Source organism: uncultured Nonlabens sp. (assembly GCF_947495285.1).
In the GTDB taxonomy this organism is placed as follows: domain Bacteria; phylum Bacteroidota; class Bacteroidia; order Flavobacteriales; family Flavobacteriaceae; genus Nonlabens.
In genome coordinates this window covers 57,768-78,294 of the sequence record NZ_CANLXZ010000012.1, presented here as the reverse complement: position 1 = coordinate 78,294, position 20,527 = coordinate 57,768, and the positions used below count along the sequence as shown (strand labels likewise).

Genomic DNA, 20,527 nt, shown 5'->3' with positions numbered 1-20,527 from the left:
TTTAAACTAATCCTATATATTTTCTTAAAAACCATTCTAGACCCAGTAATAATAGGATAATACCTAGTAAGTACTGCCAGTCTATAATGCTACTCTGTTTAATCGTTGCTCTCTCGATGGTTTGTAATAAAGGATCGTTATTTAATTTTTCAATTAACATATTTACCTGTCCTTGATACATCACGTTAGACGGACCGACTAATTTTTTCATACCAGCATCGCTAGCATTTACCTGTTGCTTTTCTATATCGTATTCTAGAATACTAAAAGAGCCAGATCTAGATAATTGATCATTTTCTACTTTTACGGTAAATATATAATTCCCAGCATTTAAACCATTTAAATCTACTAAGTAAGAGTTGTTTTTCAACACAAAAGGTCTTGTAACACTCGCCTCGGTTTCTTTATTTTTTAAAATTATATTTAAGATTCCATTATCCTCAAACTCATAATTTTTATCCAGATATTGAGCATTAATTGCTATAGTTTTATTCTGATAATAAAACGTATCATAAGTAACCTCTAACCTATTGCGTTTTTTATTGCTTGCAAGGTACTGTACCTGACTGCTCACAAGATCATCAAAGTTTTTAAAGTCTTTATTATTTAAAAAGCTTTGGGCTCTCCACCTCCATAAACCACTTGCAAGAGTCACCGCATGTTTAACTTCTCCATTTTCATATGTAAACCATATCGGTTGTGTAGTCGCAATACTACCTATTTGCTTATAAAAAAGAACATCTACATTAGTGTTAAATTTTATATCACCGAATGGTACTGATACTGGTGGAAAATCTTCAAAACTTAATTGATCTAAATTAAACGTAGCATAAGAATCATTAAGAATAGGCTGGGCATCATCATATTCATTACCTATTTCTATTTGAAATGCTTTATTGTTAGCATTGAGATAACCTAAATCTGGATCTGGTCCAGTGATTATCCAAGTATTTTTATTCAATGTAGCTTGTTGCGAGTACGCTTTTGCAAAAGCAGAACCTACACCATACATCACAACCAGATTATACTCATTAAGATCATAAGATTGAGACGTATTTTTAATAGTCACTTTACGTTGCTGGTTAGACTCAATAGCCTTTTTTAAATTTCCAATATCTGGATGCATCAGATCACTCAATATCAACACATTAGTCTGTTGATCAATCACCTCTACGGCAAAGCTGCGGTAATTATTCTTCGTATTTTTCTCACTAGAAAGTGTCCCTATGCTAGCTACCATAGACTGTGTCCCTACTGAAGTACTGGTCAAATTAAAACTAGCAATGGCAGACCTGTGCGTAGCATCAAAGTTAAAAGACTCTTTGTATAAGATTTTATTTCCTTGAGTAATGGTAAAATTGCGTGTCACATTTTCAGTTCCTTGATAAGAGATAAACACCTCTACTGGGAACTCGTTATCTAGATAAGAATATCTATTAACGTTTATGTTGGTAATTTTTAAATCGGCATATTGAGTAGTATCACCGTAAATGATAGGATATAAACTAGTCTTATTATCTAATTTAGAGTATCCATAGCTATTACCTGTAGTCTGGTTACCATCAGTAAGTACTACTATCGCTTTATTTCTATTTTTAAATAATTCTTGTGGTTGTGTAATGGCTTTACCGAGATCAGTATCTTGCTTAGTAAATCCTAATGAATCTAAGGGTTTTATATCTTCAGAAAACTGAAAAACCTGAATGTCAAATTTAGATTGTAGATCTTCATTTTCTAGTAATAGATCGAGATCATTATGAATTGTACTTTTAGCATCTAAATAATCTATAGATTTAGAATTATCTACCATTACGATAAGTTGTGGTAGTAAAGACTCGTATGTTTTTGAGTCAAATCGAGGGGCAATCAATAGTAATAGAATACAAAAAACCGTGAGAAATCGCAATAACGCAAACCACGGTTTTTTCTTAGTATTCTTAGTCTTACTTATATAACCGTATTGAAAAAGAGCTATTAAGGCAGCTACTACTGCAGCAATAATCATTAAAATTACGGTCATGAAATAATTCTTTTATTATGTTAGCATTCCGCCATCCACATTAAGTGTCTGACCTGTAATGTATGCAGATAAATCACTAGCTAGAAAAACACAAGCGTTTGCAACGTCTTCTGGAGTACCACCTCGTTTAAGTGGAATACCATCTCTCCAATTTTGTACAGTTTCTTCATTAAGGGCACCGGTCATTTCTGTTTCTATAAAACCTGGAGCAATTGAGTTACAACGTATACTACGGGAACCTAATTCTAGTGCTACAGATTTACTAAAACCTATGATACCAGCTTTACTAGCAGCATAGTTAGTCTGCCCAGCATTACCTTTAACACCTACAACACTACTCATGTTAATAATGCTACCTTTACGTTGCTTTAACATGGTGCGCTGCACCGCTTTAGTCATGTTAAAAACAGACTTAAGATTTACTTCTATCACTTTATCAAAGTCGTCTTCACTAATTCTCATTAACAAATTATCCTTAGTGATACCGGCATTATTGATAAGTACATCAATACTATCAAAATCTTTATTCACAGCATCTACTAATTCTTGAGATTGTTTAAAATCAGCAGCGTTACTTTTATAAGCTTTTGCCTTTACACCTGCATCAGTAAGTTCTTTTTCTAATTCTAGAGCAGGACCTTCAGAACTTGCATATGTGAAAGCTATATTTGCACCGTGTTGAGCAAATACTTGTGCAATACCCTTACCTATACCACGACTGGCACCTGTAATGATCACGTTTTTACCTTCTAATAATTTCATGAATAGTTGGTTTAAATAAAAAGCCAAAATATTTATTATTCATAAAATGATTAATAAGTATTTTGGCTTAATAAGATTTATGCTAAAACTTCAGCCACTTTTTTACCTATTTCAGCTGGAGAATCTACCACGTGGATCCCGCATTCTTTCATAATAGCTTTTTTTGCTTGAGCAGTATCTTCAGAACCACCAACTATAGCACCAGCGTGTCCCATAGTACGTCCTGCAGGCGCTGTTTCACCGGCGATAAAACCTATAACTGGTTTTTTGTTACCTGTTTCTTTGATCCATTTTGCAGCGTCAGCTTCTAGCTGCCCACCTATCTCACCTATCATAACGATAGCTTCAGTTTCTGGGTCGTTCATGAAAAGTTCTACAGCTTCCTTAGTAGTAGTACCTATGATAGGATCACCACCTATACCTATAGCGGTAGAGATACCATAACCTTGTTTTACCACCTGGTCAGATGCTTCATATGTAAGTGTACCTGATTTAGAAACGATACCTACTTTTCCTTTTTTGAAAACAAAACCAGGCATGATACCTACTTTTGCCTCACCAGGTGTGATTACACCAGGACAGTTAGGGCCAACTAAACGACAATTTTTATCTTTTATATAATCTGCAGCTTTAACCATATCTGCTACTGGAATACCTTCAGTAATTGTAATTATTACTTTAATTCCTGCATCAGCAGCTTCTTTAATAGCATCAGCTGCAAAAGCTGGTGGTACAAAGATGATAGTTACATCTGCTCCTGCTTTCTCAACAGCTTCTTGTACGGTGTTAAAAACTGGTTTTCCTAAGTGTTCTTGTCCTCCTTTACCTGGAGTAACACCACCTACTACATTTGTCCCATAGTCGATCATCTGACCTGCATGGAATGTACCTTCACTACCAGTGAAACCTTGTACTATTATTTTAGAATCTTTGTTTACTAAAACGCTCATTTATGTATATTTAAGTTGAGTTTCTATTTATATTTTATTAACTATTATGACTAGTCTGGTATACTTCTAAGATCTTATTTTCTGAAAGCCTAAAGATAGAGATAAAATAACCTACTGGTAATTCTTCTTGAGGATTTTCTAGTGTTTTTACGAACACTGTAAAACGAGCCACTACCTCATCCTTTTCACTTAACAAATGGGACACCTCAGATCGTGTACTTACATAAGAAGAAGATACTGCTTCCGTTAGTCTCAGATAATCTTTATAATCAAATTCTCTATATCCAGAACTGGCGTGCCAGTGCATGACAAAGTCTGGATGTATGAATTTCCCAAATTCTTTGGGATCTACAAAAACGTTGGAATCTAAAAAGCCTTTTACTATTTTCTTAGCTGCTGCTGACATCTATTTATTTTTGATAAAGTTAGGTAACATTCTTATAGCAGCCAGCTCTCTAAACTTTACTTTAGCATTTGAAGCTGGTGTACCGAATAGTACATCACCTGGTTGAACATCTTTTGAGACACCACTTTGTGCCATTATCTCGCATCCTTTTCCTAATCGTATGTCACTACGTATACCTACCTGACCCCATATTTTAACTTCATCTTCTATAACCACACAACCAGAAACACCTGTCTGACTGGCTATTAAAACATGTTTACCTAATACGGTGTCGTGACCTATGTGCACTTGATTATCGATTTTACTTCCATAACCTATGGTAGTATCACCGCTTACTCCACGATCTATAGTACATAAACTACCTATTTCTACATGATCTTCTATAACCACGCGTCCATTACTAAGCAATTTATCATAACCATGAGGCCTACGCTTGTAATAAAAAGCATCTGCTCCTAAAACTGTTCCAGAATGTATGATGACATTATCTCCTAATATACATCTGTCATTTATCGATACATTACTATGTATAATACAGTTTTTACCTACTACAACATCGTTACCTAAAAAGGCGTTAGGTTGCACAATAGTTCCTTCTCCTATTATAGGTGGATTGGATTCCGCTTTCGCGAAAGCGGAAAAAGGAGCAAAATATTGTGTTAACTTATTAAAATCTCTAAAAGGATCGTCAGATATAAGTAAGGCCTTACCGCTGGGGCAGTCTACTTCTTTATTAATTAATACTATGGTAGCCGCACTTTGTAGTGCCTTATCATAGTATTTAGGGTGATCCACAAAAACAATATCACCTGCATTAACCACGTGAATCTCGTTCATACCTTGAACAGGAAATGAGGCGTCACCTACGTATTTACAATCTATGATCGCAGCGATTTCAGATAACCGATATGTTTTTGTAAACTTCACTTATTTTTTCATTCTCTCGTGATAGTTCCCTTTTTCAGTATCTATTCTAATGATGTCTCCTTCGTTAATAAAAAGAGGTACCATCACCTCTGCCCCAGTTTCTACTGTTGCAGGTTTTGTTGCATTAGTGGCTGTGTTACCTTTTAAACCAGGCTCTGTAGCGGTGACTTCTAGAACTACGTATTGAGGCATATCTACAGATAATGGAGAATCATCTTCTGTATTTATTTGAATCTTAACTATCTCTCCTTCTTTAAGTAGGCCAGGCGCATCTAGTACAGATTCTTGAAGCTGTATTTGCTCATAAGACTCTGTATTCATGAAATGGTATCCTTCTTGATCCTGATAAAGAAATTGAAAAGCTTGTGTTTCTACACGTATATCTTCAATCTTGTGTCCTGCAGAAAAGGTATTATCAATAACCTTACCTGTAGTGATGGATTTTAACTTTGTTCTTACAAATGCAGGTCCTTTTCCTGGTTTTACATGAAGAAATTCTACTATCTTGAAAATATCGTGATTATAATGAATACATAATCCTTTTCTAATGTCGCTTGTACTTGCCATATCTTATTGTTTGCTGATGTATCCTCTCATGATACCTCGCTTTGTGTTTTTAATAAATTCTAATATTTCATCACGCTCTGGAGTTGCGCTCATCTCTGCTTCAATGATTTCTACACCTTGGGAGACGTTATAATTTTTTTGATATAATATTCTGTAAATATCTTGAATTTCTCGTATTTTTTCAAGGTCGAATCCTCTTCTACGTAATCCTACAGAATTGATACCTACATAACTTAATGGTTCCCGACCTGCTTTTACAAATGGTGGTACATCTTTACGTACCAAAGAGCCACCTGTTACAAAGGCATGACTACCTATCTGACAGAATTGTTGCACTGCAGCCATACCGGCTAATACGACATAGTCTCCTACTGTAATATGTCCTGCTAGTGTACTATTGTTAGAAAATATGCAGTTATCGCCTACGATGCAATCGTGGGCGATATGGCAATATGCCATAATCCAACAATTTTTACCGATTACGGTTTTCATTCTATCTGAAGTACCTCTATTAATGGTAACACACTCTCTAATAGTAGTGTTATCACCTATTATTGTTACTGTATCTTCATCTTCAAATTTCTTATCTTGAGGGATAGCGCTTATTACTGCACCAGGAAAAATACTTACGTTTTTTCCTATACGCGCACCTTCCATTATGGTTACGTTAGATCCTATCCATGTACCTTCCTCTATAACTACATCGTTATGGATGGTAGTAAAAGGCTCAATGACTACATTTTTTGCAATTTTTGCCCCTGGATGGACGTATGCTAGTGGTTGATTCATTATTTAACTTTTGAAATTTGTGCCATCAACTCAGCCTCGGCACAAAGAATACCATTTGCATAAGCATAAGCTTGCATGTGACATATACCTCTTCTTATAGGAGATAGTAAATCGCATTTAAATATAAGTGTATCACCAGGAGATACTTTTCTTTTAAACTTAACATTATCCATTTTCATGAAAAAGGTAAGGTAGTTTTCTGGATCGGGCACGGTACTTAGAACTAAAATACCACCAGTTTGTGCCATTGCTTCTACTATAAGAACACCAGGCATAACTGGTTGTCCTGGAAAATGTCCTACGAAGAATGGCTCATTCATCGTTACATTTTTTAAACCTATGACATGACTGTCAGATAGTTCAAAAATCTTATCGATTAAAAGAAATGGTGGCCTGTGTGGTAAAACCTCCATTATCTTTAAAACATCCATAAGTGGCTCTTGTTTAAGATCTACTTGTGGTACGTTATCTTTAATATCCTTTTTAATGATTTTAGCTATTTTTTTTGCAAATTGAGTATTTACAAAGTGACCAGGCTTAGTAGCTATAACCTTACCTCTAATTCTATAACCTATGAGGGCTAGGTCTCCTATTACATCCAGTAATTTATGGCGTGCTGCTTCATTAGGGTAATGCAGTTCTAGGTTATCAAGAATACCATTAGGTCTAATAGTTATATTATCTTTATTGAAAGCTTTTTTAAGACTCTCAGTAGTTTTTTCAGACAGCTCTTTATCTACATAAACAATAGCATTATTAAGATCGCCTCCTTTTATAAGACCGTGCTCTAAAAGCATTTCTATTTCATGAAGAAAACTAAATGTTCTAGAACTAGAAATTTCTTGTTTAAAATCTGAAATTTTGTTTAGAGACGCGTTTTGAGTACCTAAAACTTTAGTACCAAAATCAACCATAGTTGTAATCTGATAGGAGTCCGATGGTACGATCATGATCTCGCTTCCTGTCTCGTCATCTTTATAAGAGATAATATCCTTAATTACATATTCTTCTCTAAATTGATTTTGTTCTATTTTTCCAGCTTTTTCTAATGCCTCTATAAAGAATTTTGAAGAACCGTCCATAATAGGTGGTTCACTGCTGTTTATTTCAATTAAACAATTGTCTATTTCTAGACCTACTAATGCGGCTAGAACGTGTTCACAAGTGTTTATTTGCACACCTCTTTTATCTAGTGTAGTACCTCTTTTAGTATCTGTCACGTATGCTGCAGATGCTTCTATAATGGGGTTTCCTTCTAGGTCTACACGTTCAAATGCATAACCATGATTTTCTGGCGCTGCTTTAAAGACTAAAGTTACTTCTTTACCTGTGTGTAAACCTACACCAGATACGCTTACTTCATTCTTAATCGTGGTCTGCTTAAATTCTGTTACCGTCATTTATGCTATTATTTTTTTTCAAGAGTTGATATTCTTGATTCTATTTTTCTAAAATTCTTAAATAAAACGTAGGACCTATTCCAATCACCAAAATCAAATGCTGGTGACCCTTGCACGGTCTCTCCTTCTTTTAATCTTCTTCCTATACCGCTTTGCGCCTGTATATTCACAAAATCTTCTATGACTATATGTCCAGCAATGCCTACCTGACCACCTATTTTACAATTCTTACCTATTTTAGTAGAACCTGCTATACCGGTCTGTGCTGCTATTACTGTATTCTCTCCTATTTCTACATTATGTGCTACCTGAATTTGATTATCTAATTTTACACCTGCTTTTATAACGGTACTTCCTAAAGTTGCTCTATCTATAGTGGTTAAAGCACCGACATCTACATTATCTTCTAGAACAACATTACCTATCTGTGGGATTTTTTTAAAGGTACCATCTTTATTAGGTGCAAAACCGAATCCATCTGCACCAATAACGCAACCAGAATTAATCACCACATTCTTACCCATTATTGTGTCAGACATAATGTTTGCCCCAGCGTGGATAACAGAATTATCGCCTATAGTCACATTGCTACCTATATTAACGTTAGAAAATATCTTTACATTATCACCTATTTTAACATTTGCTCCCACGTAACAAAAAGCCGCAAGATACAAGCCCTCGCCATAAGTTACCGTTTCATCAATAAAACTAGGTTGTTCAATGCCTTGTTTATTCATCTTGGCCATTTGGTAAAACTCTAAAAGTTTTGAAAATGCGTTATAAGAGTCCTCTACTCTTATTAAAGAACAGGATATAGGTTGCTCTACAATAAAGTCTTTATTAACTATTACTGCACTCGCTTCTGTCGTGTATAAGTAAGGTGTATACTTTAAGTTTGATAGAAAACTTAAAGTACCAGGAGTACCTTCTTCTATTTTGGACAGTTTACTTACCTCTACATTTGAATCACCTTCAATTGTTCCTTCGAGGATTTCGGCTATTTGTTTAATGTTAAATTTCATTACAGCAAAAGTACTAATTTATATCAATCTTGTAGCTTAGGATAACAACAGTAATATTTTCTTACTTCTTTAAGTAATGCTTTAAAGCTATCTTCTTTACCAGCCTTGATTAATTCTGTTAATTTTCCTTTTTTATTTAAGATTTGAATAGGCTTCGCTTTCGCGTAAGCGAGATTAACAACAACACCAGAGAAAACAAAGTAGGATGCCTCATGCGCGGTAAGATTGCGACTTACCATTAATTTATTAAGGTATTTATTTACTTTATTCTCAGAAACTGATTTATTTGAAAATTTAATTTTTAACAATTGTCTATTTAAAATCATATGACAAAGTTCACTTAGCACAAAATCTTTATGATTTTTACCCAGTTTTAAGGTGGTAATAATATCAGAATCGTCGAGAGAAGCAAATCTTTCTAGATCATCTGTATTATTTACGAAATCTACTTTTTCTGTTTTAATAAAGTATTCTAAATTTCTAGGTAGTTCTAGTGGTATATTATTTTCTATCAACTCTTTAATACGCTTAATTACTGATTGTAATAAATGCTCAGCTCCTATACCGGTTTTATGAAGGTATACCTGCCAGTACATTAATCTACGTCCAGATAAGAAATTCTCTACACTATAAAGTCCCTTCTCTTCTACCACAAGATGGTCATTTACAACGTTTAACATGGTGATTAATCGCTGGCTATTAATATTACCCTCAGCAACACCTGTATAAAAACTATCTCTTTTAAGGTAATCTAGTCGATCCATGTCTAGCTGACTAGAAATTAATTCTAACATAAAAGGACGATGATATTCTCCTTTAAATATTTGAATAGCAAGAGTTAAACTACCGTTAAATTCATTATTCAAATGATTCATGAAATAGGACGACAATTCTTCATGAGTGACACCATTAACTATTTGATATTCTAGTGCATGAGAAAATGGTCCATGCCCGATGTCATGTAATAAAATGGCTTTATAGAGTGCATCTTCCTCTGCTTCAGATATCTCAACAGACTTAGATCTAAGGACTTGTACTGCTTTTTTCATAAGATGCATACAGCCCAGTGCATGATGAAATCTAGTGTGATGGGCACCTGGATAAACTAAGTAACTTAACCCCATTTGTGTTATCCTGCGCAGGCGCTGAAAGTAAGGGTGCTCTACTATTTTAAAGATCTCTTCTGAAGGAATCGAAATAAATCCATAAATAGGATCGTTTAATATTTTAAGTTTGTTCTGTAGTTTCAAAGGAACAGCTATTTAAATACAAATATACTGATATGGCAGAGATCAAAATACTATGGGTGGATGATGAAGTTGATTTACTCAAACCTCATATTATATTTTTAGAGAAAAAAGGATATACTATAGACACGAGGGTCAGTGGTACTGAAGCATTAGAGGCGATAGAAGAAAATCGATATGATTTAATTTTTCTCGATGAAAATATGCCTGGTCTTACTGGATTAGAGACTTTGCATGAAATAAAAGAGAAGCAAGCACAACTTCCTGTCATCATGATCACTAAAAGTGAAGAGGAATATATTATGGAAGAAGCCATAGGTTCTAAAATTGCAGATTACTTGATTAAGCCAGTTAATCCTAATCAAATATTACTTGCAGTTAAGAAAAACCTAGACCACTCTAGACTAGTTAATGATAAGACAACTAGTGACTACCAGAGAGAATTCCGTAAGATAGCTATGGACATGTCCATGATTAATAGTTATGAAGAATGGGTACAGTTGTATCAAAGATTAATTTATTGGGAAATAGAACTAGAAGATGTAGATGATTCAGGAATGTTCGACATACTTACTGCTCAAAAGAATGAGGCAAATCAGCAATTCTGTAAGTTTATTGATAAAAATTATACGGACTGGTTTGATGGTCATGAGAGCAACCCCACATTGAGTCACGAATTATTTAAAAAGAGAGTCGTCCCACATCTTAAAGAAAAAGAGCCTGTTTTACTAGTAGTAGTAGATAATCTGAGGTATGATCAATTTAAGGTTTTTGAAAACTTAATTAACAATCATTACAAGAAGCTAGAAGAAGCTGTCTACTGCTCTATTTTACCTACAGCAACTCAATATGCTAGAAATGCTATTTTTTCTGGGTTGATGCCCGAGGATATGAAAAAACGTCATCCAGACTTGTGGCTAGACGATACCGATGATGGAGGAAAAAATATGCACGAGAATGCTTTTCTTATCGCACAATTAAAAAGACTAGGTTTACATATTACGCACCAGTATCACAAAATAACTAATGAAAACAATGGCCGTAAACTAGCAGATAATTTTAAGTCTCAGAAAAACAACGACCTAACTGTTGTGGTTTATAATTTTGTAGACATGCTCTCTCACTCAAAAACAGAAATGGAGGTAATAAAAGAACTGGCGAGTAATGATAAGAGTTACCGCTCATTAACATTAAGCTGGTTTAAAAACTCTCCTCTCCTAGACATAATACAAAGAGGGCAAGAATTAGGTTTTAAACTTATACTTACCACCGACCACGGTACTATAAATGTAACGACACCTAGCAAGGTTATAGGAGATAAAAATACGAGTTTAAATTTAAGATATAAAACAGGCCGTAGTTTATCCTATGAAGCAAAAGATGTACTGGCCGCAACAGATCCTAACTCCATAAAGTTACCTAAGATAAATATGAGTAGTAGTTTCATTTTTGCCAAGGGAGATTTGTTCTTTGCCTATCCTAATAATTATAATCATTATGTTAGTTATTTTAAAAACACGTATCAACACGGTGGAGTATCACTAGAAGAAATGTTGATACCGTTTGCTGTATATGAACCTAGATAGAAGAAAATGATATATAAAATAGAAGAAATAAATCGTGTCGCACGAGAGGTTATCAAACGATCAAAATCAAAAGTAATTTTATTTGATGCACCCATGGGAGCAGGTAAAACTACTTTGATAAAATCCATGTGTCGTGAGCTAGGTATAAAAGAAGAAATTACCTCACCTACCTTTAGCATCGTTAATCAGCACTATGGAAAAGAAAATAAAATTTATCATTTTGATTTATACAGAATAGAAAATACAGATCAATTATTTGATATAGGATTTGAAGATTATTTAGAGAATGACGCGTTTTGTTTAATCGAGTGGCCAGAAATATCGATTTCATTATTATCTGATTATCAGAAAATAAAAATAGAAATATTAGATCCTGAGACAAGAGAATTAAAATTTATCGATTAACTAGTCCTTAAAATAAAGTGGTTTAGTAAAACATTAACCATTCCTTTACACCGCACTTATTTCATACGGAACAAAAACATTATTAATAAAAAAAACGAAAAAAATATATTAATCTTTTAGATATTATTTATAGATTAGTAGCATATGCTAACTTAAATCTTAAATTATGAAAAATAAGTCAATGAAGTCACTAGCGTTGCTAGCCATTTTCAGTGTTTCTCTAGCCGGCGCAACTGTACAGTTTCAACCACAGACAAATAAGGAAACTAAATCTAAAAAAATCGAAAGAAGTTACATGGCCAAATTTAAAGTTCCTAAGCACGGATAAAAATTAATTTGGTTTATATCTATAAAGCTCACTACATTTACTTGCAGTGAGTTTTTAATTTTTACGCCTTAATGTCCGATAAGAAAATATTTAAAAAAGAAAAAAGCAACATTGCTATAGGAAGTGTAATAGCGATAATAATGGCTATCTTACCTTATGCTTTTTACTATTATGAGGCTCTACCGGACTGGTTATGGGATTTAGCTTTTTTTAAAGCTTTATCAAAATCTTTTCATGGAAGCAGACTAATGGCCTCATGGACACTCTTTCAGAAATTAGTGCCCTTAATATTATTACTTCTTTGGTTTTTAACCTGCAAACACTGGTGGTACCACACTATTCTCATACCTATAAGCTTGTACATATTTCAAATTTACAGCCTATTAGATTTTTCAAATAGTTATATAGATACTGGAGAACTTTATTTTATGGTTCCGGTTGTAATTTTATCGTTATCAATGACATATCTAGCACGTTTAAAAATATTTGATAAAATACACGGTATCGATATTAGTGAAATAGAAGAAAGCGTAAAAAAACCGAGTGATCTCTGGTTCAAATAATAAATAACTTATTCTCATGCCTAGCATCTCTACACCTTTTACTAAAGATCAACTCATACCTCAAGAAGAACGTCTTGAAATTATGCGTACTAAAAAGGAATTATTTATAGGTATTCCTAAAGAAACGCAGCATCAAGAAAAAAGAATATGCTTAACTCCTGATGCTGTTGCAGCTATTTGCGCACATGGACATCGTATCATTATAGAAAAAGGAGCAGGAACAGCTAGTAACTTCTCGGACAAGGATTATAGCACCGCAGGAGCAGAAATCACAACAGATACCGCAAAGGTATTCTCCTGCCCTACTATTTTAAAGGTAGCACCTCCTTCACTAGAAGAAATTAAATTAATGAAACCGCAAACGGTTTTAATTTCTGCATTGCAATTAAAAACACGCGACCAAAACTATTTTAATAAACTGTCTGAAAAGAAAATAACAGCTCTCGCTTATGAATTTATTACAGATGATGAGGGTAGATTTAGTGCAGTTAATGCATTAAGTGAAATATCAGGTATAGCATCTGTTCTTATAGCGTCCGAGCTTTTATCAACTGGAGAAAATAGTACTGGACATCTCTTTGGTAACATTACAGGTGTGCCACCTATAGACGTAGTGATATTAGGTGCTGGTGTAGTAGGTGAATTTGCTGCTAGAACTGCATTAGGATTAGGTGCTAGTGTAAAGTTATTTGATAATTCCATCTCAAAGCTACGTAACGTACAAAATAATATAAGCAAGCAACTCTATACGTCTACCATACAACCTAAATATCTTTCTAAAGCTCTAAGACGTTGTGATGTTGCCATAGGAGCATTAAGTGGTGAGAATAGAACGCCAGTAGTTGTATCACAGCCCATGGTAGAAAACATGAAAAAAGGAGCTATAATTATAGACGTAAGTATAGACATGGGAGGTTGTTTTGAGACTAGTGAAATTACTAGCCATGCACAACCTACATTTAATAAATTAGGAGTCACGCATTATTGTGTTCCTAATATTCCCGCTAGGTACTCAAAAACCGCTAGTATTGCATTAAGCAACATATTTACACCTTATATACTCAACATGGCAAATGATGGCGGTATTGAACACGCTATACGCATGGACAAAGGATTAAAATGTGGTATTTATTTATATCACGGTATTGTTACTAATAAATCTGTAGGAGAATGGTATAATTTGCCTTTTAGCGACGTAAATTTGTTAATCTTTTAAAATAAGCATGAAATTTATACAAAGACTTGGTTTTTACGGTGGTGGTTTTGCCATAGGAATAGTGTTCTTACTCTTTTTTCTAACAGGTAAACGCACACAATGCACGTGGCTACCTGAAGATCGTGTAATTAACGACATACGTAAAAAGAATGCAGTAAGATTCTCTCCAGAAATACGAACGATGTTAACAGATCGTAAACTAGACACACTTACTATTCAATTAATTTTAAAATACGGTAAAGTTGATTTTTCTAAATCTAACACAGATACAATACCCTGTAATTTCTATCACATTTCTGGAAGGAAAGAACTAGCTAACACTAGTCTATGGGTTAGAAATTGTGAAAGATTTGTAAGAGTAGAAAAAGTACTAAGTCAGTAAATAAATTCCGCCTAAGAAATCCCTCTTCTCTTCATTTCTTGTTTTATTAAAGTAAGCTCTCTACCTGTCTGTCCTGCTACAGAAGTATTCTCTTGTGCTCTTCTTATTAAATAAGGCATCACATCTTCTATAGGACCGAATGGTAAAATCTTAAATGTATTATGACCCAAGGCAGCAAGGTTAAAGGTTAAGTTATCGCTCATACCGTATAACTGACCGAACCACACATCTTTAGTATTAGGCTCTATATTTTTCTCTGTAAGCACTTTCATAGCATTAAAAGTACTTAGCTCATTATGAGTACCTATGCATAATTTAATGACATCTAGTCGGTCTAGAATAAAATGCATAACGTTATTAAACATCTCGTCAGTTGCTTCCTTACTTTCACAAATAGGACTAGGATAATTTTCCTGAGCAGCTCTATGGCGTTCTTTTTCCATGTAAGCACCACGCACTATTTTTGCACCTACTACATAATTATGAGTCTTTGCATGTTCATAAAGCTCCATAATATATTCTAACCTATCGTGGCGGTAGCATTGCACTGTGTTATAAATAAAAGCTTTTCCATGATTATATTTTTGCATCATCTCACCTATCAACTCATCTGCTGCATCTTGCATCCATGATTCTTCACCATCAAAAAGTAGTGAAATATCATTATCTACAGCAGTCTTACACAACAAATCGACACGATTATAAATGCGTTCCCACTCTGCCTGTTCCTCTGGAGTTAGTACTTGATTCTCTGTTATTTTTTGCCAGATGTAAAAACGTCCTATTCCAGTAGGTTTAACCACCTCAAATGGTAGCGCATTATTCTCACTAGCCATATGTATTAAGGTAAGCTTCTTCCCTACCACTGCATCAAAATCGGCCTCGTTCTCCTTTCCTTCTACAGAATAATCTAGAATAGAACTCACCCCTTTTTCAAACATTTTACCAACTAAAGGCATACACTCTTCGTCTGTCGTACCACCACAAAATTGTTGAAATACGGTATCTCGTATAATACCTTTTACAGGTAAATGCCATTTTAAAGCAAGCATGGTAGCCTTAGAACCCAAATTCACTAACCAGGGTTTTGACATAGAACTGAATATAAAATGTGCTCTCTTTAGATCTTTATCAGATTTTAAAGAAAAAGCATTTGCCGTATTGTTAAAAGGATTTTTATTCATGTGGCAAATATAATTCCGAAACCGATTTAGTTAATCATATAGATGGTACTTTTGATAATTCTTAGTAAAGAGATTAAATAATTATTTATATTTCGCTTTCGCGAAAGCGGAATCACCACAATATCACAATACTATCATTTAATGAATTCTATAAAAAACACATCTTACAGCATACATTTTAAGGAAGAATCTTATATACAACTCAATAAATTTATAGCAAATAAGAAACCTAGCTGTATTTTTATTCTAGTAGACGAGAATACGATGCAACATTGTTATCCAGTTTTAATGCCTCAAATAGAAACTGAAGCACGTATAGAAATCATAGAAGTAGATGCTGGTGAAGAGTTTAAAAATATAGAAACATGCACTGGTGTATGGAATGCTATGATAGAACTGGGCTGTGATAGAAATAGTCTCATGATTAATTTAGGTGGTGGTGTTATTACAGACCTAGGTGGTTTTATAGCCGCAACTATTAAAAGAGGTATTTCTTTTATTCACATACCAACTACTGTATTAGGAATGGTAGATGCCGCTATAGGTGGTAAAAATGGTGTGGACATAGGACATCTTAAAAATCAAATAGGTGTTATTGTACCACCTGTTATGACTATAATAGATTCTACTTATTTAAATACTCTAGATAATAGACAGTTGCTCAATGGTTCTATCGAAATGTTTAAACATGGTCTCATAGCAGACCGTGCTTACTGGAAAAACATGAAAGAAATAGGTGCAGATTATTATTCTGTAACGTTTGACAAACTTATATATCAAAGTGCAGTTATAAAAAGTGATGTGGTAAAAAGCGATCCCTATGAAAAAGGACCTAGAAAAGCACTTAATTATGGTCATACCATAGGGCATGCTATAGAATCTTTCTGTTTATCGAGTGACAGTCATGATTCTTTATTACACGGAGAGGCGATTGCAGCAGGACTTTATCTAGAATCCTATCTAAGTAATTTACACGCTGGGCTGTCTGACGTGGATTTTGTCGAAATTAGAGACTGGTATAAAAGCCTAGAAATGACGCTCCACTTCAGCCCTCAGGATATTGAGAAAATGTTAGAATTAATGACTCATGATAAAAAGAATGTAAATGGCGAGATACGTTTTGTTCTTATAGACACCATAGGTTCTTTTATAACCGACCAGACAGTACCAGAAGTAGATGTTATCAAAAGTTTTAGCTTGCTGTAAAGTTTAACAATAAATTCATTTCACAGCTTAGTATATTGTAAAAAATGATATAAATTAGATTTACCTAAAATGATATGGTAATGAGAAATATTATTGTTGATTATAAAAAACTAACTCCAGAGCTTCTTGCTTTACTTGTAGAGAAATATCCTGATGGTTATGGTGATGATGATGTGATTACTTTTAAGAATCATAAATATGAAACCATAGAAGCCGTAGAAGTTCTTACAGAAGACACCAAGTATCTCGTAAAAATTTCAAAACGTTTATCCATGCAGATGGAATCTTTTGACGAAGAAGACTATTCTGATGGAGAGATGTCAGACCCTGATGCGTTACCAGAAATAACTGTTGACGATCTTAAAAAAGCTGAAGAAAACCTCTAGAAATTATTTTCTTTTTAATAAAAGATCTCCTTTTATTAGATTTGAAAAAACCAATTCTAAAATGGAGAATAAAAAACATTATAGAAAAGCATTACTGATTATAATTCTAGTTAGTTTTTTATTAGTTAGCCTTTTTTACATGAGTGATATCAATTTTCAATTAGAATACTTCAATTGGAAACAATATATGAGTATGATGTTAATGATAGGTGTTCCTATCACCATAACCGGAATCATTACTATATATAAATCTAGAAAAGCATTGATAAACAGAAAACAAGATGATGCTATTAAATAGCTAGTGATTTTCTTAAATGATTAGAACACATAAAAAATCCCCTTAAAGCGATAGCCTTAAGGGGATTTTTAATAATCTGTATATGATAATTACTTAGCTAGTACAGCCTGTACTTTATCTGCAGCTTCTTGAAATTCAACAGCACTTTGTACATCCATACCACTGTTGTCTATTAATTCCTTAGCAATTTCTGCATTAGTACCTTGTAATCTCACGATCAATGGTACATTCATAGCATCACCCATATTTTTATAAGCATCTACGATACCTTGTGCTACACGGTCACATCTTACGATACCACCAAAGATGTTTACAAGAATAGCCTCTACTTTATCATCTTTAAGAATGATACGGAAAGCCTCTTCCACACGTTTAGCGTCTGCAGTACCACCTACATCTAAGAAGTTTGCAGGTTCTCCACCAGCCTGTTTGATAAGGTCCATAGTCGCCATAGCAAGTCCAGCACCATTTACCATACAACCTACGTTACCATCTAGATCTACATAGTTTAATCCTACCTCTCTAGCTTCTACTTCAGTTGCGTTTTCTTCTCTTACATCTCTTAATGCTTCAAGATCTTTGTGACGGAATAAAGCGTTTTCATCTAGAGTGATTTTACAATCTACTGCGATGATAGTATTATCAGAAGCTTTAAGAACTGGGTTGATTTCAAACAAAGCAGAATCTGACCCTAGGTATGCGTTATATAAAGAGTTAACAAATTTTGTCATTTCTTTAAACGCTTTACCGGTTAATCCTAAGTTAAAAGCAATACGTCTTGCTTGAAAACCTTGAAGACCATGTGCAGGATCTATAGTTTCTGTAAAGATTAAATGCGGAGTTTCCTCAGCCACAGTTTCTATGTCCATTCCACCTTCTGTAGAATACATGATCATATTTTTACCTTGTCCACGGTCTAGTAGTACAGACATGTAGAATTCTTCTATTTCTGCTTCTCCTGGCTCGTATACATCTTCTGCTACAAGAACTTGGTGAACTCTCTTACCCTCGGCAGTGGTCTGAGGTGTAACCAGATCCATTCCTATAATCTGTCCAGAGATTTCCTTTACTTGATCAAGGTTTTTTGCTAGCTTAACACCACCACCTTTACCACGTCCACCAGCGTGTACTTGCGCTTTGATAACGTGCCATCCAGTACCAGTTTCTTCAGTTAATTCTTTTGCAGCAGCTACCGCATCATCTGCAGTTGTTGCTACTTTACCTCTTTGTATGGTTACACCATAACTAGCGAGAATTTCTTTTCCTTGATATTCGTGAAGATTCATAAATGTTCTTTATTGTTCAATTTAAGTCTAGCAAAAATAAGAAAGTGAACTTTGAATTAGAAATAAATCCTTCTAAAAGAATTCTTATTTTACGTAAATCCCTTGAAAACGCATAAATATGTAATAATTACAACAATTTTTTAATAAATTTTGCACTTTTAATTCCTCTACTCTATTACTTTTGTAGGCTTAATTATTTATCATGGATAATCAAGATTTATTAAACATAGCCCGAGAACACGGTAGTCCGGTTTATGTCTATGATGCAGAGGTCATTATAGCACAGTATCAACGTTTAGTTTCGGCTTTTGATAAGGCTAAGAACTTAAGAATACATTATGCTGTAAAAGCGCTGTCTAATCTCTCTATCTTGAAACTTTTTAAACAGTTAGGCGCTGGACTTGATACCGTAAGTCTGCAAGAAGTAGAATTAGGTCTAGCCGCTGGCGTAGATCCTAAAAAGATAATTTTTACTCCTAATGGTGTATCACTAGAAGAAATAGAAAAAGTTGCTGAGAAAGGTGTACAAATCAACATTGATAACCTTTCCATTCTGGAACAATTCGGTTCTAAGCATCCTAATACACCGGTATGTATAAGGATAAACCCACACGTTATGGCTGGTGGAAATGCAAATATTTCTGTGGGTCATATTGATAGTAAATTTGGTATATCTATTCATCAAATACCACATATTTTGCGTATTGTAGAAAATACAGGTATGAATGTAAATGGTGTACACATGCATACTGGTAGTGACATTCTTGATATAGGTGTATTTCTATATGCAACAGAAATTCTTTTTGAAACTGCAGCAAAGTTTAAAGATCTAGAATTTATAGATTTCGGTAGTGGATTTAAAGTAGCCTATAAAGAAGGTGACGTCTCTACAGATATTGAAGACTTAGGCGAGCAGTTAAGTGAGCGTTTCAATAAATTCTGTAAAGAATATGGTCGTGATATTACTATGGCATTTGAACCAGGTAAATTTTTAGTTAGTGAATCTGGACAGTTTCTAGTACAGGTTAATGTGGTTAAACAAACTACTTCTACGGTATTTGCAGGTATAGACTCTGGTTTTAATCATTTAATAAGACCTATGTTATATGGATCTTATCATGATATAAGAAACATCTCTAATCCAGATGGTAAAAATAGGTTTTACAGCATCGTAGGGTACATTTGTGAGACAGATACATTTGCAAATAATCGCCAGATTTCTGAAATTACTGAAGGTGACATTCTATCCTTTTCTAACGCTGGTGCTTATTGTTTCTCTATGGCTAGTAATTATAATTCTAGGTATAGACCTGCCGAAGTACTATGGTATAATGGTACATCACATATTATAAGAGAACGTGAAACTATGGAGGATATTTTAAAAGGGCAAATTGAGGTTCAATTTGAAGAAATTTTCACAGAATAATATTACTCTATATAAATTATAAATTTAAAGCTCGATCTTATAGATCGAGCTTTTTTTATTACGCTTAACTATAAGCGAAATTATAATAAATAGGAATCATTAAAAATGAAACAATTGATAATGATAAACTGCAAAGGTATATGAACCAAAAAAGGTCTGTGTACTTAAAAT

At 34.1% G+C, this 20,527-nt stretch carries 22 protein-coding genes; 10 read left to right on the top strand and 12 right to left on the bottom strand.

Annotated features, from left to right (window positions below):
* Nucleotide 1 precedes the first annotated feature (1 nt).
* The 10 genes from Q0838_RS06870 to Q0838_RS06825 form a co-directional block, all read right to left on the bottom strand.
* Nucleotides 2-2,020: a hypothetical protein gene (locus Q0838_RS06870; RefSeq protein WP_298952704.1), complete on the bottom strand. Its 2,019-nt coding sequence runs from the start codon at nucleotides 2,018-2,020 to the stop codon at nucleotides 2-4.
* Nucleotides 2,021-2,035: 15 nt separating this feature from the next.
* The gene (gene fabG, locus Q0838_RS06865) at nucleotides 2,036-2,782 is read right to left on the bottom strand and encodes a 3-oxoacyl-[acyl-carrier-protein] reductase (protein ID WP_298952702.1); all 747 of its coding nucleotides are present in this window, start codon (nucleotides 2,780-2,782) and stop codon (nucleotides 2,036-2,038) included.
* A gap of 77 nt (nucleotides 2,783-2,859) precedes the next feature.
* Entirely contained in the window at nucleotides 2,860-3,732 is an 873-nt protein-coding gene (gene sucD / locus Q0838_RS06860; RefSeq protein WP_104514922.1) for a succinate--CoA ligase subunit alpha, read from the bottom strand.
* A gap of 37 nt (nucleotides 3,733-3,769) precedes the next feature.
* On the bottom strand, nucleotides 3,770-4,138 hold the full coding sequence (locus tag Q0838_RS06855) for a nuclear transport factor 2 family protein (RefSeq protein ID WP_298952698.1): 369 nt from the start codon (nucleotides 4,136-4,138) through the stop codon (nucleotides 3,770-3,772).
* A complete protein-coding gene (locus tag Q0838_RS06850; RefSeq protein WP_298952696.1) occupies nucleotides 4,139-5,065 on the bottom strand; it encodes a UDP-3-O-(3-hydroxymyristoyl)glucosamine N-acyltransferase in 927 nt (308 codons plus the stop codon).
* Nucleotides 5,066-5,632, bottom strand: coding sequence for an elongation factor P (gene efp, locus Q0838_RS06845; RefSeq protein WP_298952694.1), 567 nt, complete (start codon nucleotides 5,630-5,632; stop codon nucleotides 5,066-5,068).
* 3 nt (nucleotides 5,633-5,635) lie between these two features.
* Entirely contained in the window at nucleotides 5,636-6,421 is a 786-nt protein-coding gene (gene lpxA / locus Q0838_RS06840) for an acyl-ACP--UDP-N-acetylglucosamine O-acyltransferase (protein ID WP_298952692.1), read from the bottom strand.
* Nucleotides 6,421-7,821: a bifunctional UDP-3-O-[3-hydroxymyristoyl] N-acetylglucosamine deacetylase/3-hydroxyacyl-ACP dehydratase gene (locus Q0838_RS06835; protein WP_298952690.1), complete on the bottom strand. Its 1,401-nt coding sequence runs from the start codon at nucleotides 7,819-7,821 to the stop codon at nucleotides 6,421-6,423. Before Q0838_RS06835 ends, lpxA begins: the two co-directional genes overlap by 1 nt.
* An 8-nt stretch (nucleotides 7,822-7,829) precedes the next feature.
* A complete protein-coding gene (gene lpxD / locus Q0838_RS06830) occupies nucleotides 7,830-8,843 on the bottom strand; it encodes a UDP-3-O-(3-hydroxymyristoyl)glucosamine N-acyltransferase (RefSeq protein WP_298952688.1) in 1,014 nt (337 codons plus the stop codon).
* Nucleotides 8,844-8,866: 23 nt separating this feature from the next.
* A complete protein-coding gene (locus tag Q0838_RS06825) occupies nucleotides 8,867-10,093 on the bottom strand; it encodes an HD domain-containing protein (RefSeq protein WP_298952686.1) in 1,227 nt (408 codons plus the stop codon).
* Nucleotides 10,094-10,125: 32 nt separating this feature from the next.
* Between Q0838_RS06825 and Q0838_RS06820 the strand changes: the two genes are divergently transcribed.
* From Q0838_RS06820 to Q0838_RS06795, 6 genes are all read left to right on the top strand, one after another.
* Nucleotides 10,126-11,676 (top strand): response regulator, encoded by a 1,551-nt coding sequence (locus tag Q0838_RS06820; protein WP_298952684.1) that lies wholly within the window; start codon nucleotides 10,126-10,128, stop codon nucleotides 11,674-11,676.
* Between the two features lie 6 nt (nucleotides 11,677-11,682).
* Complete coding sequence (tsaE, locus tag Q0838_RS06815) at nucleotides 11,683-12,081, top strand: tRNA (adenosine(37)-N6)-threonylcarbamoyltransferase complex ATPase subunit type 1 TsaE (RefSeq protein ID WP_298952682.1); 399 nt, start codon at nucleotides 11,683-11,685, stop codon at nucleotides 12,079-12,081.
* A gap of 166 nt (nucleotides 12,082-12,247) precedes the next feature.
* Nucleotides 12,248-12,409, top strand: coding sequence for a hypothetical protein (locus Q0838_RS06810; RefSeq protein WP_298952680.1), 162 nt, complete (start codon nucleotides 12,248-12,250; stop codon nucleotides 12,407-12,409).
* Between the two features lie 71 nt (nucleotides 12,410-12,480).
* On the top strand, nucleotides 12,481-12,972 hold the full coding sequence (locus Q0838_RS06805; RefSeq protein ID WP_298952679.1) for a hypothetical protein: 492 nt from the start codon (nucleotides 12,481-12,483) through the stop codon (nucleotides 12,970-12,972).
* 16 nt (nucleotides 12,973-12,988) lie between these two features.
* A complete protein-coding gene (locus tag Q0838_RS06800; RefSeq protein WP_298952677.1) occupies nucleotides 12,989-14,188 on the top strand; it encodes an alanine dehydrogenase in 1,200 nt (399 codons plus the stop codon).
* Nucleotides 14,189-14,195: 7 nt separating this feature from the next.
* The gene (locus Q0838_RS06795) at nucleotides 14,196-14,570 is read left to right on the top strand and encodes a DUF4258 domain-containing protein (RefSeq protein WP_298952675.1); all 375 of its coding nucleotides are present in this window, start codon (nucleotides 14,196-14,198) and stop codon (nucleotides 14,568-14,570) included.
* A gap of 11 nt (nucleotides 14,571-14,581) precedes the next feature.
* Here Q0838_RS06795 and Q0838_RS06790 read toward each other — a convergent pair whose 3' ends face one another.
* Nucleotides 14,582-15,754 carry a proline dehydrogenase family protein gene (locus Q0838_RS06790; RefSeq protein WP_298952673.1) on the bottom strand — a complete coding sequence of 391 codons (1,173 nt, stop codon included), beginning with the start codon at nucleotides 15,752-15,754 and terminating at the stop codon, nucleotides 14,582-14,584.
* Between the two features lie 141 nt (nucleotides 15,755-15,895).
* On the opposite strand from Q0838_RS06790, the gene aroB reads away from it, so the two are divergent.
* The 3 genes from aroB to Q0838_RS06775 all read left to right on the top strand — a co-directional run bounded on the left by aroB (nucleotide 15,896) and on the right by Q0838_RS06775 (nucleotide 17,644).
* Entirely contained in the window at nucleotides 15,896-16,960 is a 1,065-nt protein-coding gene (gene aroB / locus Q0838_RS06785; RefSeq protein WP_298952671.1) for a 3-dehydroquinate synthase, read from the top strand.
* Nucleotides 16,961-17,040: 80 nt separating this feature from the next.
* On the top strand, nucleotides 17,041-17,346 hold the full coding sequence (locus Q0838_RS06780) for a hypothetical protein (protein WP_298952669.1): 306 nt from the start codon (nucleotides 17,041-17,043) through the stop codon (nucleotides 17,344-17,346).
* A 61-nt stretch (nucleotides 17,347-17,407) separates the two neighbouring features.
* Complete coding sequence (locus Q0838_RS06775) at nucleotides 17,408-17,644, top strand: hypothetical protein (protein ID WP_298952667.1); 237 nt, start codon at nucleotides 17,408-17,410, stop codon at nucleotides 17,642-17,644.
* Between the two features lie 89 nt (nucleotides 17,645-17,733).
* Here the strand turns inward: Q0838_RS06775 and sucC are convergent, their stop codons facing one another.
* A complete protein-coding gene (sucC, locus tag Q0838_RS06770) occupies nucleotides 17,734-18,930 on the bottom strand; it encodes an ADP-forming succinate--CoA ligase subunit beta (RefSeq protein WP_298952665.1) in 1,197 nt (398 codons plus the stop codon).
* Nucleotides 18,931-19,132: 202 nt separating this feature from the next.
* Here sucC and lysA point away from each other — a divergent pair, with 202 nt between their 5' ends.
* Nucleotides 19,133-20,356, top strand: coding sequence for a diaminopimelate decarboxylase (gene lysA / locus Q0838_RS06765; RefSeq protein ID WP_298952663.1), 1,224 nt, complete (start codon nucleotides 19,133-19,135; stop codon nucleotides 20,354-20,356).
* Nucleotides 20,357-20,527: the final 171 nt, after the last annotated feature.

What these genes read in the sequence shown, in the direction of transcription:
- tsaE (WP_298952682.1), top strand. Translation starts at nt 11,683, where the DNA reads ATGATATATAAAATAGAAGAAATAAATCGTGTCGCACGAGAGGTTATC.
- Q0838_RS06810 (WP_298952680.1), top strand. Translation starts at nt 12,248, where the DNA reads ATGAAAAATAAGTCAATGAAGTCACTAGCGTTGCTAGCCATTTTCAGT.
- efp (WP_298952694.1), bottom strand. Translation starts at nt 5,632, where the DNA reads ATGGCAAGTACAAGCGACATTAGAAAAGGATTATGTATTCATTATAAT.
- Q0838_RS06795 (WP_298952675.1), top strand. Translation starts at nt 14,196, where the DNA reads ATGAAATTTATACAAAGACTTGGTTTTTACGGTGGTGGTTTTGCCATA.
- lpxD (WP_298952688.1), bottom strand. Translation starts at nt 8,843, where the DNA reads ATGAAATTTAACATTAAACAAATAGCCGAAATCCTCGAAGGAACAATT.
- Q0838_RS06835 (WP_298952690.1), bottom strand. Translation starts at nt 7,821, where the DNA reads ATGACGGTAACAGAATTTAAGCAGACCACGATTAAGAATGAAGTAAGC.
- aroB (WP_298952671.1), top strand. Translation starts at nt 15,896, where the DNA reads ATGAATTCTATAAAAAACACATCTTACAGCATACATTTTAAGGAAGAA.
- Q0838_RS06870 (WP_298952704.1), bottom strand. Translation starts at nt 2,020, where the DNA reads ATGACCGTAATTTTAATGATTATTGCTGCAGTAGTAGCTGCCTTAATA.
- Q0838_RS06820 (WP_298952684.1), top strand. Translation starts at nt 10,126, where the DNA reads ATGGCAGAGATCAAAATACTATGGGTGGATGATGAAGTTGATTTACTC.
- fabG (WP_298952702.1), bottom strand. Translation starts at nt 2,782, where the DNA reads ATGAAATTATTAGAAGGTAAAAACGTGATCATTACAGGTGCCAGTCGT.
- Q0838_RS06800 (WP_298952677.1), top strand. Translation starts at nt 12,989, where the DNA reads ATGCCTAGCATCTCTACACCTTTTACTAAAGATCAACTCATACCTCAA.
- Q0838_RS06805 (WP_298952679.1), top strand. Translation starts at nt 12,481, where the DNA reads ATGTCCGATAAGAAAATATTTAAAAAAGAAAAAAGCAACATTGCTATA.
- lysA (WP_298952663.1), top strand. Translation starts at nt 19,133, where the DNA reads ATGGATAATCAAGATTTATTAAACATAGCCCGAGAACACGGTAGTCCG.
- Q0838_RS06780 (WP_298952669.1), top strand. Translation starts at nt 17,041, where the DNA reads ATGAGAAATATTATTGTTGATTATAAAAAACTAACTCCAGAGCTTCTT.
- lpxA (WP_298952692.1), bottom strand. Translation starts at nt 6,421, where the DNA reads ATGAATCAACCACTAGCATACGTCCATCCAGGGGCAAAAATTGCAAAA.
- sucC (WP_298952665.1), bottom strand. Translation starts at nt 18,930, where the DNA reads ATGAATCTTCACGAATATCAAGGAAAAGAAATTCTCGCTAGTTATGGT.
- Q0838_RS06855 (WP_298952698.1), bottom strand. Translation starts at nt 4,138, where the DNA reads ATGTCAGCAGCAGCTAAGAAAATAGTAAAAGGCTTTTTAGATTCCAAC.
- Q0838_RS06775 (WP_298952667.1), top strand. Translation starts at nt 17,408, where the DNA reads ATGGAGAATAAAAAACATTATAGAAAAGCATTACTGATTATAATTCTA.
- Q0838_RS06790 (WP_298952673.1), bottom strand. Translation starts at nt 15,754, where the DNA reads ATGAATAAAAATCCTTTTAACAATACGGCAAATGCTTTTTCTTTAAAA.
- sucD (WP_104514922.1), bottom strand. Translation starts at nt 3,732, where the DNA reads ATGAGCGTTTTAGTAAACAAAGATTCTAAAATAATAGTACAAGGTTTC.